12 protein-coding genes and 1 tRNA gene are annotated in these 16481 nt (G+C 44.7%); 1 reads left to right on the plus strand and 12 read right to left on the minus strand.

What is annotated here, in order from left to right; translation table 11 throughout:
- The 11 genes from WMO25_RS02440 to WMO25_RS02490 form a co-directional block, all read right to left on the minus strand.
- Window positions 1-537, minus strand: a 537-nt coding sequence (locus WMO25_RS02440) for an SH3 domain-containing protein (RefSeq protein WP_349083897.1), incomplete at its 3' end; no start/stop codon positions are given.
- A 135-nt stretch (window positions 538-672) separates the two neighbouring features.
- Complete coding sequence (locus tag WMO25_RS02445; protein ID WP_117528407.1) at window positions 673-1506, minus strand: CvfB family protein; 834 nt, start codon at window positions 1504-1506, stop codon at window positions 673-675.
- A 15-nt stretch (window positions 1507-1521) separates the two neighbouring features.
- Window positions 1522-2226, minus strand: a complete 705-nt coding sequence (locus tag WMO25_RS02450) for an acyl-[acyl-carrier-protein] thioesterase (RefSeq protein WP_250800043.1) — start codon at window positions 2224-2226, stop codon at window positions 1522-1524.
- Between the two features lie 77 nt (window positions 2227-2303).
- Window positions 2304-2376, minus strand: a tRNA-Gln gene (locus tag WMO25_RS02455).
- A gap of 332 nt (window positions 2377-2708) precedes the next feature.
- Window positions 2709-3452, minus strand: coding sequence for a tRNA pseudouridine(38-40) synthase TruA (truA, locus tag WMO25_RS02460; RefSeq protein ID WP_349083900.1), 744 nt, complete (start codon window positions 3450-3452; stop codon window positions 2709-2711).
- Window positions 3424-5184: an ABC transporter ATP-binding protein gene (locus WMO25_RS02465; RefSeq protein WP_349083902.1), complete on the minus strand. Its 1761-nt coding sequence runs from the start codon at window positions 5182-5184 to the stop codon at window positions 3424-3426. The genes truA and WMO25_RS02465 overlap by 29 nt, the downstream gene beginning before the upstream one ends.
- 9 nt (window positions 5185-5193) lie before the next feature.
- Complete coding sequence (locus WMO25_RS02470) at window positions 5194-5991, minus strand: ABC transporter permease (RefSeq protein ID WP_178441184.1); 798 nt, start codon at window positions 5989-5991, stop codon at window positions 5194-5196.
- An 11-nt stretch (window positions 5992-6002) separates the two neighbouring features.
- Window positions 6003-6947, minus strand: coding sequence for an ABC transporter permease (locus WMO25_RS02475; protein ID WP_178441187.1), 945 nt, complete (start codon window positions 6945-6947; stop codon window positions 6003-6005).
- Window positions 6948-7004: 57 nt separating this feature from the next.
- On the minus strand, window positions 7005-8594 hold the full coding sequence (locus WMO25_RS02480; RefSeq protein WP_349083904.1) for an ABC transporter substrate-binding protein: 1590 nt from the start codon (window positions 8592-8594) through the stop codon (window positions 7005-7007).
- Between the two features lie 108 nt (window positions 8595-8702).
- Window positions 8703-12335, minus strand: coding sequence for an FtsX-like permease family protein (locus tag WMO25_RS02485; RefSeq protein ID WP_349083906.1), 3633 nt, complete (start codon window positions 12333-12335; stop codon window positions 8703-8705).
- A gap of 10 nt (window positions 12336-12345) precedes the next feature.
- The gene (locus WMO25_RS02490; RefSeq protein WP_349083908.1) at window positions 12346-13050 is read right to left on the minus strand and encodes an ABC transporter ATP-binding protein; all 705 of its coding nucleotides are present in this window, start codon (window positions 13048-13050) and stop codon (window positions 12346-12348) included.
- A gap of 157 nt (window positions 13051-13207) precedes the next feature.
- On the opposite strand from WMO25_RS02490, the gene pepF reads away from it, so the two are divergent.
- Complete coding sequence (gene pepF, locus WMO25_RS02495; protein ID WP_349083909.1) at window positions 13208-15031, plus strand: oligoendopeptidase F; 1824 nt, start codon at window positions 13208-13210, stop codon at window positions 15029-15031.
- A gap of 117 nt (window positions 15032-15148) precedes the next feature.
- On the opposite strand, the gene WMO25_RS02500 is transcribed toward pepF, so the two are convergent.
- The gene (locus tag WMO25_RS02500) at window positions 15149-16333 is read right to left on the minus strand and encodes an acetyl-CoA C-acetyltransferase (protein ID WP_435384295.1); all 1185 of its coding nucleotides are present in this window, start codon (window positions 16331-16333) and stop codon (window positions 15149-15151) included.
- Window positions 16334-16481 lie beyond the last annotated feature (148 nt).

The following is a 16481-nucleotide window of genomic DNA, read 5'->3' on the forward strand; positions in this document are numbered from 1 at the left end:
CAGCTTCTGATCCCACAAAACAGTTGTCACAATCTTGGCATCAGCTGAAGGTTCTTCGTACATATACATCTGCTCACTCTGGGACTTTGCAACCAGCTCAGAAACTTTATGTTCTTCTGCATAGGCTTCCGCATCTGTACCTGTGAGCAAATACTTTGCTTCCACATAGCCATCACAATCACCGGATGTAATATGTGCCCATCCGTCTTTGACTTCCTCAATCTCACAGCCCGAGCCGGAATAAAGCTTACCCACAACTTCTGCATCGCCATTCGGTTCTGTATGGATCTTCAGATAATCATCAACAACAGCGATGCCCTTCTTCGCATACGGAGAACGTTGATCCTGCTCAACAGTTGTAATGATCCTTGCTTCCAGATCCAGACCTCCTACATAGGTACTGTCGGTGCTAACAACAGATATACTCTGATCTGTATTGATCGTAATCGGTGCTGCCATCGCCGGCACTGTACATGCAGAAAAAACAAGAGCTGTGGTAATACCTAACACAGCTCTCTTATATCTATGATTCACCATCGGTATACCCCTTTTCTATCTTTTACTTTGTTCCTATCCCATAATTATGTAAATGCAATTACAAGATATTAATAAACAATTGTAAGTTGTTACATTATTGTTACAAAAAGATTATACCAATGATACGCTTTTTTGTCAACCTATCCGTCTGATTTTTCCACCCTGAATCATGATCTTCTGCTGTTTCAGCAGTCGTCCCACAGCACGTTTGAAGGCTGCTTTACTGATTCCGAGCTCACGCTCAATAACTTCCGGACTGGCTTTTTCTGTAAAAGGCAATACACCGTCATAGCTGTCCAGCAGTCTGAGGATCTTCTCTCCGTCCTTGTCCATCTGCACACTGACTGTCTCTGACATCGTCAGTTCCATCTTGCCGTCTTCTCTGACTTTAACAACTCTGGCATGTACCCGATCTCCGACTTTCATACGGCCATGAACACCCTTGGATGGGATCATGCCATGATACGTGCCGTCTACGGCAACAAAAGCACCATAATGTTCATTGATCTGATAAACAATACCCTCAACGTAATCATTTTTCTGATAATCACTGTCTGTTCGCAGATATTCATAAACCTTCATCGTTGCACAGAGACGGCGGCTCTTATCTATATAAAGTGCCACCAGGCAGCTCTGACCGCTCTCCGGACGCCATGTCTGCTCTTTAAAAGGCAGAAAAAGATCCTTTTCCAATCCCCAGTCCAGAAATGCACCAATCTTGCCCACCTCTTTGACTTCCAGTATCGCTGTTTCTCCCAGTTTCAGCTTTGGCTCCAATGTTGTGGCCACCAGTCTGTCCTGAGAATCACGATAAATAAATACTTCAATCTCATCACCGATCTGGCTGCCTTCCGGCACATATTTGGACGGTAATAAGACAGCCTGCTCTTCGCCTTCACAGCCAAGATATACACCAAATGTTTTCACACGCTTGATTGTTAAAACCTGTTTCTTTCCTAATTCGATCATTTTTTCCTCCCCTATCTATCTTTTGAACTCAACAACCGCGTAGGCCTGACCTTCTGCATCTCCAAGCAGAATCTTGATGATTTGATCATCCTTATATATAAAAGGATACAACTGATCATGCAATACTGCCGCTTTCTTATATTCTACACGTACCTGGCGAATATGAAAATCCTCCGGTACAAATTCCAATGCCGTTCTTATATACTGTGCATTATTCATGTGCTGATTCGTGTCAATAAACGCTTTTGGAACACTGATCGGTTCCAGCCTTTCCTTTTCTTCTCTGAAAGCAATCTTACGCGGTGCATACGACATGTCCGCTTTCTCTTCCATAGGATAATGTGCCGCAATCTCCGGTGCGATTCTTACAACGTGTCCGTTTTCCATATCCACAAGTATCCACTGCGAATTGGCAACAGCGAGACGTCTGCCGTTCTCGTCCTGAAGCATAAAGTTTCTGTAACCGAAAGCTGCATCGAATTTGTATGGCCATGTGCTGACACTGACTTTGCATCCCATCTCCGGATATGTGTCCACATCAATCTGCCATGAAGCCAGCAGCCAGGCCAGATGATGCTCATTCATGTAGGTAAGCCCCATGCCAAGCACTTCCGACTGGAAAACGCTGCAATCCTGAAAGTATTCGGCAATCTGAGCAATATCTGCAAAACCTTTCATGGAAATCTCACTATAAGTAACTCTTCGATCATGTGTATACATCCTCCGTCTCCTCTCTCTGCCTGTCGTAGGATAAAAAAAACAGACATCTTGCCTCAGCAAGATGTCTGACCTAATAGCTGGGCTAGAAGGACTCGAACCTTCAAATGCAGGAGTCAGAATCCTGTGCCTTGCCAATTTGGCGATAGCCCAATGTCTCTTGACAAAAAGAATTATATAACAGGAAATCAAAAACGTCAAGCACTTTTTTTAAATTTTTTAAACTTTTTTATTTATATCTACAAAATACCAAATTCCACCGTCTGCCGGGAGGGGCGGCAGATATTCCATCCAGATAAAATCTCCGCATCATAAGGAATCCTTATCTTATAGAATGAGCTAATATTTTGCTATTCCCTTTCTATACGCAGATCATTACGAACTGTCAATAACCTTTTAAAAAACATCAAAGAGCCCCATTCATGGCAGGGGCTCTTTGATGTTTTTCTATATACTAAAGACAGTTTGCAATGATGTCCGTATGATCAGTATTCCACTTCCTGAAGGAACAATCCCTGTGCCGCCGCAGTTGCTCCGGCTTTTGTTCTGTCCCTGCTCTCTAAAATAGCTGTCATTTCTTCCGGCCGGCGCTCTCCTTTTCCGACTTCAATTAGGGTGCCCACAATGATTCTTACCATATTATATAAGAAACCATTGCCATAAACTGTAATCTGCAGTTCTCTCGTATCAGCATAAATATCAATATCATAAATCTCACGAACAGTGGATTTGTTTGTACGCTTGTTGGAACAGAAAGCTTTGAAATCATGTTCTCCAACAAGAAGGGCTGCCGCCTTTTTCATTGCAGTCACATCCAGCTTATCGAAACTGTACCAGGTATACTTTCTGTCAAAAACACAGGGAACATCGCCAATGGCAATACGATAGAGATATTTCTTAGCTTTGGCATTGTACCTGCTGTGGAAACGTTCCGGCACATCGTCCACACGATTGACCGCAATATCCCCGGGAAGATATCGATTCAGATAATACTTCATCTCCCAGCATTTCATATTGCTGTTGGTATGGAAATTCGCCACCTGCTCATAAGCATGGACGCCGGCATCTGTTCTTCCTGCTCCGATCAATTCTACCTGTTCTCCTGTCATCTTGCTGAGAACATCTTCCAGTTTTCCCTGGATGGTCACGCCATGACCTTTGCCAAGGCGCTGCCATCCATCATATCTGCTGCCATCATATTCAATCAGCAGCCGTATATTTCTCTCCATATGCTATCCTTTCACATCTCACAAGGTGCGGATGCCCCGGCGTACCGATATCTGTCAATGTCGGCACCTCACTCAGGCAATTCTCACCTGCATAGCGACAGCGGCCGTAAAACGGACATCCGCCGTCTCCATCCACTGTTTCCGGTAATATTTCATTCACTGTGACGCTATCTGTCGTTTCTTTCTCTTCATCTGTCAGAATACTGTCAAACAGCATTCTTGTATACGGATGACATGGATGATCATAAAGTTCATCCACATCTGCCATCTCCACAATTCTTCCAAGATACATCACGATCACTCTGTGACACATATGATGCACAACATTCAAATCGTGGGAAATAAACATATACGTCAGATTCTTCTCATCATGCAACTTCAGAAGCAACCTGAGAATCTGTGACTGAACCGTAACATCAAGGGCGGATACCGGCTCATCAGCGATGATGAATTTTTCCCCGCGCATCAACGACAGGCCGATACTGATTCTCTGTCTCTGACCACCTGAAAGCTCCCTGGCATAACGATTCGCAAAAGATGGATCCAGGCCAATCTCTGTCAGCATCTGATTCACCAACTCTTTACGCTGTTTCTTATCCTTAATGCCTTTCAGCTTCAGTGGTTCCTCAAGGATCCAACCAATCTTCCTGGCAGGATTCAGGGAACTAAAAGGATCCTGAAAGACCATCTGCGGTTTCAGATGATCCATCTCAAGCTTACCGTCATACTCTCTATTCAGTCCGACAATGGTCTTCGCCAATGTGGACTTGCCACAGCCGCTTTCACCTACAACGCCGAGAATCTCACCCTCATAAAGATCAAAACTCATACCATGGATAATATGCTTGCGTTTATCCTTACTTGAAAACAGCTTCTTATTCTCTTTATAATAAACATTCAAATCCTGAACTTCCAGCAGCTTCTTTGTATTCTGGGATTTCCGTACCTGATCCGGCATAGACGCTACAAGCTTGCGGGTATACTCATGCTTTGGATGCTTCAGTACCTCTTTGGCATCCCCGCGCTCTACGATCACCCCTTTGTACATGACAACCACCTTCTGACAGACTTCCTTGATGACGTTTAAGTCATGGGAAATAAACAGAATAGAACTTCCCATATCTCTGTGGATTTTCTTCAACAGATTCAGAATCTGAGCCTGTACAGTTACGTCAAGGGCCGTCGTCGGTTCATCCGCAATGATCAGATCCGGATGGTTGATAATCGCCATGGCAATCATCACACGCTGACGCATACCGCCGGAAATTTCATGAGGATACTGATCCACCAGTAATTCCGGATTTCTGAGGCCGACACTGGCCAGTGCTTCGATCACACGTCCGCGAATCGCTTCTTTATCTAAATCTGTATGCAGTTTCAGGCTTTCTCCCACCTGAGTACCAATCTTCATGACCGGATTCAGAGATGTCATCGGTTCCTGAAAGACCATCGACATATTCTTGCCCTGGATCTTGCGGCGCTCCTCACGGCTCATGCCCAAAAGTTCCTGACCATTCAGCTGAATGGAGCCCTCAGATACCTGCGCTTCTTCACTAAGCAGTCCCATCACTGCAAGAGATGTCATGGACTTACCGGAACCGGATTCACCAACGATTCCGACGATTTCTCCTTTTCCCACCTCAAGATTGACATGATCCACAACTGTGTGTATGCCACTCTTTGTTGGAAAACCAATGGTCAAATTCTCGATTTTTAATAATTCCTTATCCATAGGTTCCTCCTAATCGCTGATGGCCCTCAGCCCTTCACTGATCTGACTGAAGCCGAGAATAATAAGAACAATGACAACACCCGGCCAAATGGCATACCACGGTGCTGTAAATATATAGGCCTGTGCCTCCGAAAGCATACGTCCGAGACTTGGATCCGGCGGCTGAACACCCAGTCCGAGATAACTCATACTTGCCTCTGCTAAAACGGCATTGTTAAAGCCGATTGCTGCCGCTGTCAGCAGACTGACCGCTGTATTTGGCAGAATATGAACAAATATAATTCTCAGATTGCCTGCCCCCATCACCTGGGCACTCCGGACAAATTCCTGGGATTTGTATCGTATCACCTCGCTTCGCACTATTCGTGCAAAGCTTGGAATAAACATCACACCCAGTGCAATGATAATCTTGTATTTACCTGTTCCGATAAAACTGATAAAAATCAAGACAAGCAGCACACTTGGAAATGATAATAAAACATCATTGATTCGCATAACGATCTCATCAAGCAGACCACCATAAAATCCTGTCAGAGAACCGATGATAACACCGAAGAAGCAACCGATCGCCACAGTGGAAAGTGCCACAAAAAAGGTTGTGCCGCAGCCGTTCATGACACGGCTGAAAACATCTCTTCCGAAATTATCTGTTCCCATCAGATGAATCAGACTTGGCGCCTGATTCTTGGCCAGACTGTCCATTCCGGTAACCGCATACGGTGTCCAGAACTGACCGATAATCGTTATAATGAGGATAATGCCTGTCAGGATCAAACCGATGATCAGGCTGTAATTACGTTTCTTCATTTCTTACACTCCTACGCTGTCCGAACTCTTGGGTCTGCCAGCTGATATAAAACATCCACAAGGAAATTGATAATGACAACGATAGATGTAATATATAAAACAGCTGCCTGAACAACCGGATAATCACGGGTTGAGATCGATGTAATCATCAGACGTCCCATCCCCGGGATACTGAAAACCTGTTCAATCACAAGGCTTCCGGCGAGAATCTCTGCAACAACCATTGCAACAAACGTAATGACCGGTATCAGCGCATTACGAAGAACATGACCGTACAAAACCTGATTCACAGAATTACCTTTGCTGTAAGCGGTTCTGACATAATCTTTCTTCATCTCACTCAAAACGGAATTACGAAGATATTTCACAACCATTGCAATCTTCGGAAGCGCTACTGCAACTGCAGGAAGGATCAGATATTCAATACATCCTTTCATGTCCTCTTCCATACTGACATACCCACCCGGCTGAAATACTTTAAAGACAAGACCGAAAACATACGTCAGTATAATACCAAGAAAGAACGACGGAATCGCCATTGTAATCTGTGTCAGCTGATTAATCAGCACATCCAGCCACTTACCGGCAAATCGTGCAGACAGCATTCCCAATGGAAGAGCGATAACAACGATAATGACAAAGGACATCACAGCCAACAGAATCGTGACCGGAAGTCGTGACTTTAAAAGCTGCGTCACTGTCATTGTATCGTATTTGTAGGATTGACCAAAATCGCCGTGTAGTGCCTTCTCAAGCCAATGCACGTAACGTGTCATCACAGGCTGATCTAACTCATACTCTGCTCTGACCCTGGCAATAGCTTCGGGAGATGCATCCACTCCCAGTTTGGAAATAGCGGCATCTCCCGGTATGACACTAAAAGCGGTAAAGGTCAGAAGTGAAATAAATAACAATGTTATAATGAGAGTAATAATTTTTTTAATAAAATATTTCATTATGACCTCCGCCATGGTTACCCATGCGCTTTATTAAATTCGTATTTTTTGTTCGTTTTACTGAGCCAACTTGATCAGTGAAAGATCAATTGCGGAAACCGCATATGTCTGATAACCTGTATACTTCTTATTAAGAGCAATCAGATTGGCCGGATCTTCAATAAATACAGATGCTGCCTCGTCTGTCAAGATCTGCTGAAGCTTGTTGTAAATCTCATGCTTCTGATCCTTGTCAACTGTAGCCAGTGCCTGACCGTACAATTCATCATATTCTGTATTGCTGAAGTTTGTAAAGTCATTGCTGGATTCTGTATAGTATCTCTTGTACCATGTAGATGGTGCCTGAGAACTGATATCAAATCCGATGACTGTTGACTGATAATCTCTGCCCTGGTATACATCTGATAACCATGCACTCCATTCAACCTGGTTGATTGTCACATTCACACCAACTGCTGCCAGCTGTTCTGCAATGATCTCTGCAGTCTGAACATGCTGTGAGTAGTTACTTGGAACTGTGATCTCAAGATCAAAACCATCACCATATCCTGCTTCTGTAAGAAGTTCTTTGGCCTTCTCTACATCATATGTATAAGTGCCTTCTGTATCTGCATTATACCATGCTGTGATCATCGGATAGCCATGTGTCTGGATGATCTTACTCTTGCCATTGAACAGGAATTCATTGATCGCATCTCGATCAATCGCATAGTTCAGTGCCTGTCTGACACGCACATCCTGAAGTGGTTTGTAAGAGTTATTCAGGAAAAGACCGTGAATCAGCATCATTGTTGATTCAACAACATTGTAGTCAGAATTTAATGCTTGAACCTGATCGTTTGTCAGATACAATAACATATCAATTGTACCCCCCTGCAGTTCAAGGAATGCAGCCTGTGCATCAGCGATAAATTTGAACTTTGCAGATGTTACACAATCAAGATCCTGATTCCAGTAGCCATCATACTTCTCAAGTTCAAGGTACTGACCTTCAGCGAACTTCTTCACTTTGAAAGGACCTGTACCGATTGGGTTTGTTGCCTGATTCGCATCGTTGGCCTGTTCGAGGATTGCAATTGTCAGATTGTAGATAAATTCTGAGTTTGCCTCTGACAGTGTCAGCTCAATTGTCTTGTCATCCACAATTTTGATATCTGAAATAACAGAAAGTGCGGAAGACTCGCCGTCCATTTCCGCACTTCTCTCTAATGAATATTTAATATCTTCGACAGTTACAGGGTTGCCATCCTGGAAAGTAATTCCATCTCTTAATGTGAAAGTATAAGTCTTCGCATCATCAGAGATTGTGTAATCACTTGCTACCGCTGGAGTGACATCACCATCTGTAGTAGGTTTTACCAAACCTTCAAAAACGTTAAATAAGACACTGCGAGTTCCTGCATCCGTATCTTCGTGCGGGTCAAGACTGCTGATTTCCTGTGACAGACCTACTGTAAAACAGGAAGTATCTGAATTTGCTGCGTCAGACTGTGTGCCATCTGCTGCAGATTCAGTTGTCTTTTCTGAAGAACTATTACCAGTTTCAGAAGACTCTGTACTCTTATTGCTTCCGCATGCGCAGAATGCAACAGATACCAAAAGCACCATTACACTTAAAAGAATCTTTGTGACAGATTTCTTTTTCATAATCGTTTAAACCTCTTTTTTCTGTAATATTTCTCCCATTATTAAATTGTCTATCACATTATACCATTTCATCCATAAAAATCAAGTATTTTTTATTGAAATTGACAGTTATTCAACGGATTTCAACGATTCAACCATATCAATTTTTCTTAATCTGAAATACATCAGCCAGTTGACAAAAATCGAAAATCCGAAGGTAATCACCACGGCATAAACATAGCTTGAAAAGTCCGCACGACGGATAAACATGAGCACCTCTGTCTCGACGGAAGTAATAATATACGCATGCAGATACTTGCCGAATACCGCCCCCACAAGGGCACCAATAATCGTCAGCAGTATATTCTCTCTGTATACATATTCTGCCACTTCCAGATCATAAAATCCAAGCACTTTAATCGTTGCCAGTTCCCTGCGTCGTTCTGTAATATTAATATTATTCAGATTGTACAATACGATAAATGCCAGCATACCGGCGGCAGTCATCAGAATCAGCGTCACAATGTTCAGACTGTTCAGCACTTCCTCAAACTTGCTTCGGACATAATCAGTGGTGGATGTTCCTGATACTGCATTCAATGCCAGTAATTTTGCTGAATAGGATTCGGAATTTTCACTGGTCAGTCCCGGAATGAAAGCTTCTATCTTATTCCATTTCGGCGTCTCACCGAATGTTGTCTCATATAATGCCGGTGACATATACACATAACTCATGAGATAATTCTCCGCAATATGTCCCACCGTAACTTCCTTATCCACATCATTGTCTGTAACAGTAATCTTATCTCCCGTACTCACCCTGAGAAGATTGGCCAGCTTCTCCGTGATAATCACCGTTTCATCATCCATCGCATATGGCGTCCCTGTTTTTCTGTCCTGAAGCACCACAAAATCTTTGTAAACTTCTGTATCCTCAGGCACCGTCAGATAAGCTGTATACGAAATCTCTCCATTGCCCTTGACACTCATACTCATGGAACGCAGTCTGGTATACTGATCCGCCTTTAGACTATTGTTATGACTTAAGAAATCATACAATTCATCCATATCCGCCTCATCTGCATTGTCATCCAGTGTCAGTGTCATGTCATAGTGGAACAGCTCATCATACTGTCTGTGTGCAACCCCGCTGATGGAGTCTGTCAGTCCAAAAGCAAAGACCACAAGAGCTGTACAGCCACCGATGCCAAATATAGTCATAAAGAAACGTTTCTTGTAACGGAAAAGATTTCTCACGGCAACCTTAGATGTGAATTTCATATGATGCCAGATAAATCCCACATGTTCCAACAAAATCTTTCGTCCTGCTGCCGGTGCTGAAGGACGCATCAATTCCGCCGGTGATGCCACCAGTTCCCTGTAACAGGACGCCAGTGCCGCACCAGTCACGCAAATAACAGCTGCGCCGGATGCCATGATAGAATAATAAGCATTCAGCGGTGTCAGTACCACAAACAAATTCGGATAGAGTACACGGTAAGCAGCAATGATAACCCAAGGCAGCAATTTCTGCCCCAAAACCAATCCGAGCAGGCTTCCGATGAGACTGGCCGATAAAGCATAAAAAACATATTTTCTGGCAATGGCCCAATTGCTGTACCCCAAAGCTTTTAGTGTACCGATTTCTGTTCTCTGTGACTCAACCATTCGTGTCATAGTTGTCAGACTCACAAGCGCCGCTACCAGGAAGAAAATCAACGGAAAAATTTTGCCGATAGCACCGATTCTCTCTGCATTCTGCTCATATTCCACATACGCCTGTGTCGAATTTCTGTCCAGAACATACCATTCCGGATAGTCTACATCTGCCAGCTGATCCTCTGCGTCCTGAATTTCTTTCTCCGCGTCAGCAATCTTCTCCTGTGCTTCCTTTTTGCCGGACGCATACTTCTCTTTGGCATCTGCAAGTTCCGACTTTGCATCCGTAAGCTTCTGCTCTGCTTCTGCAAACTGTGCTTCTGCCGAAGCCATCTGAGACTTCAGTTCAGCCTTACCCTTATCAATCTCTGCCTGTCCGCTTTGCAGCTGCGCTCTCGCCTGATCCAGGGCAGCCTTACCGCTGTCTAATTCCTGTTGTTTGCTCTCCAGCTGCTGTCTGCCTAATTCCAACTGACTGCTGCCCGCATCCAGCTGTATCTTAGCCTCTGTCAATTGATTAAAAGTCTCATCCAGCTTGGCCTGCTGACTGTTCAATTCTTTCTGCTGTTCGTTCAATTCTTCCTTCCCGGATGCAATCTGGCTTAATCCTGCCTCTATCTGGTCAAGTCCGCCATCTACCTGGAAAATACCTTCTTCCAGCGCATTCTTCTGCGCATTCAGCTGGATTAACTGCTCCTGAACAGCTGTAATCTGGGCATCCAGCTGTGCGATCAGAGCTTCATCCGGTTCCTCCTGGGACGCAGCCTCATTCCGCTGTTCTTCCAACGCCTCCTCCTGGGCTTCAAGCTGAGCGATGCCCTGTTCCAGCTCTGTCTGCTGTGCCGTCAAATTCTCCTTCTGTTCCTGCAGCGAAGCCTTCTGTTCATTTAATGCTGCTTCCTGACTTTGCAGTGTTTCCAACGCTTCCGTCAGCTTGGCCTGACCGGCTGTCAGCTGTTCCTGACCGGCATTGGCTGCCTGCAATCCCGCTTCGTACTGCTGCTTCTTCTCCGCCAATGTCTGTGAAGAATCCTCCAATTGCTGTCTGGCTGCCGTGATCTGTGTCTGCCCGTCCTGAAGCTTCTGCTCATTAGACGTGATTTCAGCCTGACCATCCTGAAGTTCCTGCTCCCCCGAAGAAAGCTTCGCCTTTGCAGCGGCAATCTGATCTTCATAGACAGCTCTATTGTCATCCAGTTCCTTCTGTCCGTCACTGATCTGCTGTTCTCCATCCTGGATCTGTGCCCAGGCATCATCAAGCTCTGATTCCGCTTCTGCTTTGGCATCTGCCAGTTTGTCACGGGCATCATCTATCTCTGTATTGGCATCATCCATAATCCCGTTATATCTGGCTGCCTCACGCTCACTGCTGATGGCTTCCAGCTTTGCCTTCACCTTGTCAACCACGGCTTCATAATCATCTGAATAGGCCTGTTTTGCAGCCGCACCATCCACCGTAATGTAAACTGCGCTGTAGATATCACTCTTAAAAACCTCCGGTGACAGGAAAACAAACGCATCCGTCTGACCGGTTCCGACTGATGTTGTATCTCTGGTCGTTGTAAAATACTCCGGGCTTGCCGCCACACCCACGATTGTAAATGTCGATTCCGTCAATGTGTCTGACAATTTTTCACCTTTGCCCGGAGGCACAACCGTGATCTGATCGCCGATATGATATCCGTCCTTCTCAATCAGAAGATGGTCCACAACGCACTCATTGGCATTCTCAATATCCCTTCCTTCTGTTATCTCCAGTTTATTCACTGAAACCGGTTCAGACAAAAAGCGTAATGTCCATTTCTCATTGCCATTCATCACAAAAGCATCATAGCTATGTGCGCCATCCACTTCCTTTACGCCATCCACTTCTGTAATTGCCGTCAGATCCTCCCCAGTCAGTCCCAATGTGGACAGTACCCGAAGATCCATATAATCAGCCTCATCCAGATAGTGATCCAGTGTCAATTTCATATCCGGGCAGGTGGCCCTGATACCTGCCAGAAAAGCAACACCCAATGCTACAATCAGAAGAATGGACACATATCTGTTGAGTGTATACTTTATCTCTCTGAAAAAATCTTTGTTTATTGCATTTCTCATAGATGCTCTCCTACCATTCAATAGTCTCTACCGGACGCGGATCCTGATTCACCGTCATCTCACTGACTCTTCCGTTCTTAATCTGGATCACCCTGTCCGCCATCGGCGCAATGGCCAGGTTATGGGTAATAACGATCACCGTCATACCATGCTTATGACAGGTATCCTGCAGCAATTTCAAAATTGCCTTACCGGTCTGATAATCCAAGGCACCGGTGGGTTCATCACATAAGAGCAGCTTCGGATTCTTGGCAAGAGCACGTGCGATCGCTACCCTTTGCTGTTCACCCCCTGAGAGCTGTGAGGGGAAATTATACATACGGTCTTCCAGGCCCACATCCTTCAGGACCTCTTTCGCATCCATGGGATGCTTGCTGATCTGCAATGCCAGTTCCACATTCTCCAGGGCGTTCAGATTCTGAATCAGGTTATAAAACTGAAAAACAAAACCAATGTCATCCCGGCGGTACTTTGTCAGCTGTCTGCTGTTATAAAGGCTGATATCTCGTCCGTCCACAATGACCTTGCCTGATGTCACGCGGTCCATACCGCCCAGCATATTAAGTACCGTCGTTTTACCGGCACCGCTCGGTCCCACAATCACTGCAAATTCGCCTTTATGTATCTCTATATCAACGCCATCCACGGCATGAATCATCACTTCACCCATTTTGTAAGTCTTCTTCACATTCTTCATGACTACAAATTCCGACATTTTTTCTCCTCCTGTTCAGGTATATCTCTTATCTTTCATTATAACAAAAATATATCCTGAATTCAGTGAAGATTTTATAAACTTTTCATAGCATTGCTTTTAAAAAATATAAAAGTTATAATACTTATTGAAGAAAATTTTTTACGGAGGTTTATTTATGGCTGAACAGACAACACATACTCTTCCTTTGCGTGAGGAAGTCCCTGCCAAGGATAAATGGCACATAGAAGATATTTTTTCCAACGATGACGCATTTACATCTGCACTTGAAGCATGCCGGACACATATCGACGCACTGGCTGCCTTCAAAGATCATCTTGGTGATTCGGCTAAAACGCTCTGCACTTATCTGACGGAAAAGGAGAAAGTACTGGTGGAACTTGACAGTCTCTACTGCTATGCAGGACACCGTTCCGATGAGGACACATCCAATCCGCATTATCAGGACCTTCGTGGTCAGGTCGATTTTACAGGCAACCATTTTTATGAGACAACCGCTTTCGAGGATCCTGAACTGCTTTCCCTTCCGGAAGATTTTATACCGGAAGCCTTAAAGAACTACTCTGAGCTGATACCTTTTACCCATTATCTTGAAAACACACTGCGTATGAAATCCCATACGCTTTCAAAAGAGGAAGAGGCCCTCATGTCCCTGACTATGGACCTGGACAGCACCCCGCAGTCCATTTTTTATATGTTCAACAATGCGGATATCCGATTTGAAAGTATCACAGATCGTCAGGGCAATGAAATCGGCATCTCCCACGGACGTTTCGTTCCTCTCCTTGAAAGTTCTGACAGGGATCTTCGCCGCAAAGTTTTCCAGTCCTACTACCGTTCCTTTGACCAGTATAAAAACACCGTGGCTGCCATTTTTGCTGCCAATCTGAAAAAAGAACTGTTCTATACAAAAGCCAGACATTTTGCCTCCTCCATGGAAGCCCATCTGTCTCAGAACAATATTCCGACAGCTGTTTATGACCAGCTGATCGAGGCGGTTCATGATGCCCTTCCTGAAATGTACCGCTATGTCCGTCTTCGCCGCAAAATGCTTGGCGTAGAGGAACTGCATATGTATGATGTCTATACGCCTCTTGTATCCGGTGAACATGCATCCATTCCTTTTGACGAAGCCATGGAGATTGTCAGCCGCGGACTGGCACCCCTTGGTGAATCTTACATTCAACTGCTGAATGAAGGCATGCACGGCGGCTGGATTGACCGCTATGAGAACAAAGGCAAACGCACCGGTGCTTATTCCGGCGGTGATTATGCCCACCATCCTTTTGTCCTGATGAATTACCAGGGCACATTGGACAATGTCTTTACGCTGGCTCATGAGATGGGACATTCTCTTCATTCATGGTATGCCAATCACACTCACCACTATGTGGATGCCAGCTACAGCATTTTTGTCGCTGAGATTGCCTCCACCTGCAATGAAGCACTGCTCATGCATGATCTGCTTGAAAAATGCCGTGATCCTCACGAAAAGCTCTGGCTTTTGAATCATTACCTTGATATGTTCAAAGGTACGCTGTTCCGCCAGACCATGTTTGCGGAATTTGAAAAAATTACCCATGAAAAGACCGCAGCAGGTGAAACATTAAATGCCCAGTCCCTGTGTCAGATTTATGGAGATTTGAACACCCTTTATTTCGGGCCTGATATGGTAAACGATCCCGAGATTTCACTGGAATGGGCCAGAATTCCTCATTTTTATATGCCTTTCTATGTCTATCAGTATGCCACTGGTTTTTCCGCAGCCATTGCCCTCAGTCACCGCATTCTGACAGACGGTGCACCAGCAGTCAGAGATTATATTGATTTCTTAAAAGCCGGCGGTTCCGACTATCCGATCAATGTCCTGAAAAAAGCCGGCGTAGATATGACCACCAAAGCACCTGTTGCCAGCGCCCTCTCTGTTTTCTCATCCGTGCTGGATGAAACAGAGGCTGTCATCACATCTCTCGGTCTTTAAATACGCGGCTTTGCAGGCTCAAGCACTGTGAATATGAAAAATCCCCCGGACAATCTGAAATTACTTTCAGACCACCAGGGGATTTTTCGCGAAGTGGGTTAAACTAAATAAATAGGATTAAGCTTTTTCAACGATGAGCGCCTGACCCTGGCCACCGCCAATACACAGTGTGGCAAGGCCTTTCTTTGCGTCCTCTCTCTTCTGCATTTCGTATAATAATGTAACAAGGATTCTGGCACCGGATGCACCAATCGGATGTCCGAGGGCAATGGCACCACCATTGACATTCACTTTGTTCATATCAAATTTCAATTCCTGAGCAACTGCCAGAGACTGGGCTGCAAACGCTTCATTTGCTTCGATCAGATCAATATCATCGATGGTAAGATCTGCTTTTGTCATAGCTTTCTTAACAGCAGGCACCGGACCAACACCCATGATAGATGGATCGACACCGCCTGTTGCATAGGAAACGATGGTTGCCATTGGTTTCAGGCCAAGTTCTTCTGCTTTTTCCTGGCTCATCACAACAAATGCTGCAGCACTGTCGTTGATACCGGAAGCATTCGCTGCTGTAACTGTACCGCCGTCTTTTTTGAAGGCCGGTTTTAATTTGGCAACTTTTTCAAGTGTTGTGCCAAATTTAGGATATTCATCTGTATCAAAGACTATATCACCTTTCTTACCGTGAATCACAACAGGAACAATTTCATCTTTGAACTTGCCGCCCTTAACAGCTGCTTCTGCTTTGCTCTGAGAAGCCACTGCAAATTCATCCTGCATTTCTCTTGTGATACCATATTTCTCTGCAACATTTTCAGCAGTGATACCCATATGATACTGATTGAAAGCATCCCACAGTCCATCATTGACCATAACATCAACGATCTTGTTATTGTTCATCCTTGCACCCCAACGTGCCGTTGGAATGGCATATGGCGCTGCACTCATGTTTTCTGTACCGCCGCAGACAACGATTTCAGATTCGCCTGCAAGGATCTGGTTGGCTGCCATGGCCACACTCTTCAGACCTGAACCGCACACGATATTGATTGTCACAGCTGTTGTCTCGATTGGAAGCCCCGCCTTTAAAGTTACCTGACGGGCAACATTCTGTCCGAGACCAGCCTGCAATACATTACCAAAAATAACTTCATCCACCTGTTCCGGTTTGATACCTGCTCTTGAAACAGCTTCTTTTACAACAAGTGCGCCAAGCTCTGCTGCAGGAACATCCTTTAAAGTACCCCCAAATGCACCGATTGCTGTTCTGCATGCGCTGACAATAACTACTTTTTTCATAATTCCTTTTTCCTTTCTCACACCATAAAGTTCTTGTTTTTTGTTTCTGCCTATATTAATAGCAAATCCCGTGCCAATTCATATTTAAAGACGAATCCGCCTGATTTTAGGCCTTTTTGACGTAATTTTGCCCTTTTTGCTCCTTTTT

This window comes from Coprococcus intestinihominis (assembly GCF_040096555.1).
GTDB classification, from domain to species: domain Bacteria; phylum Bacillota; class Clostridia; order Lachnospirales; family Lachnospiraceae; genus Coprococcus_A; species Coprococcus_A intestinihominis.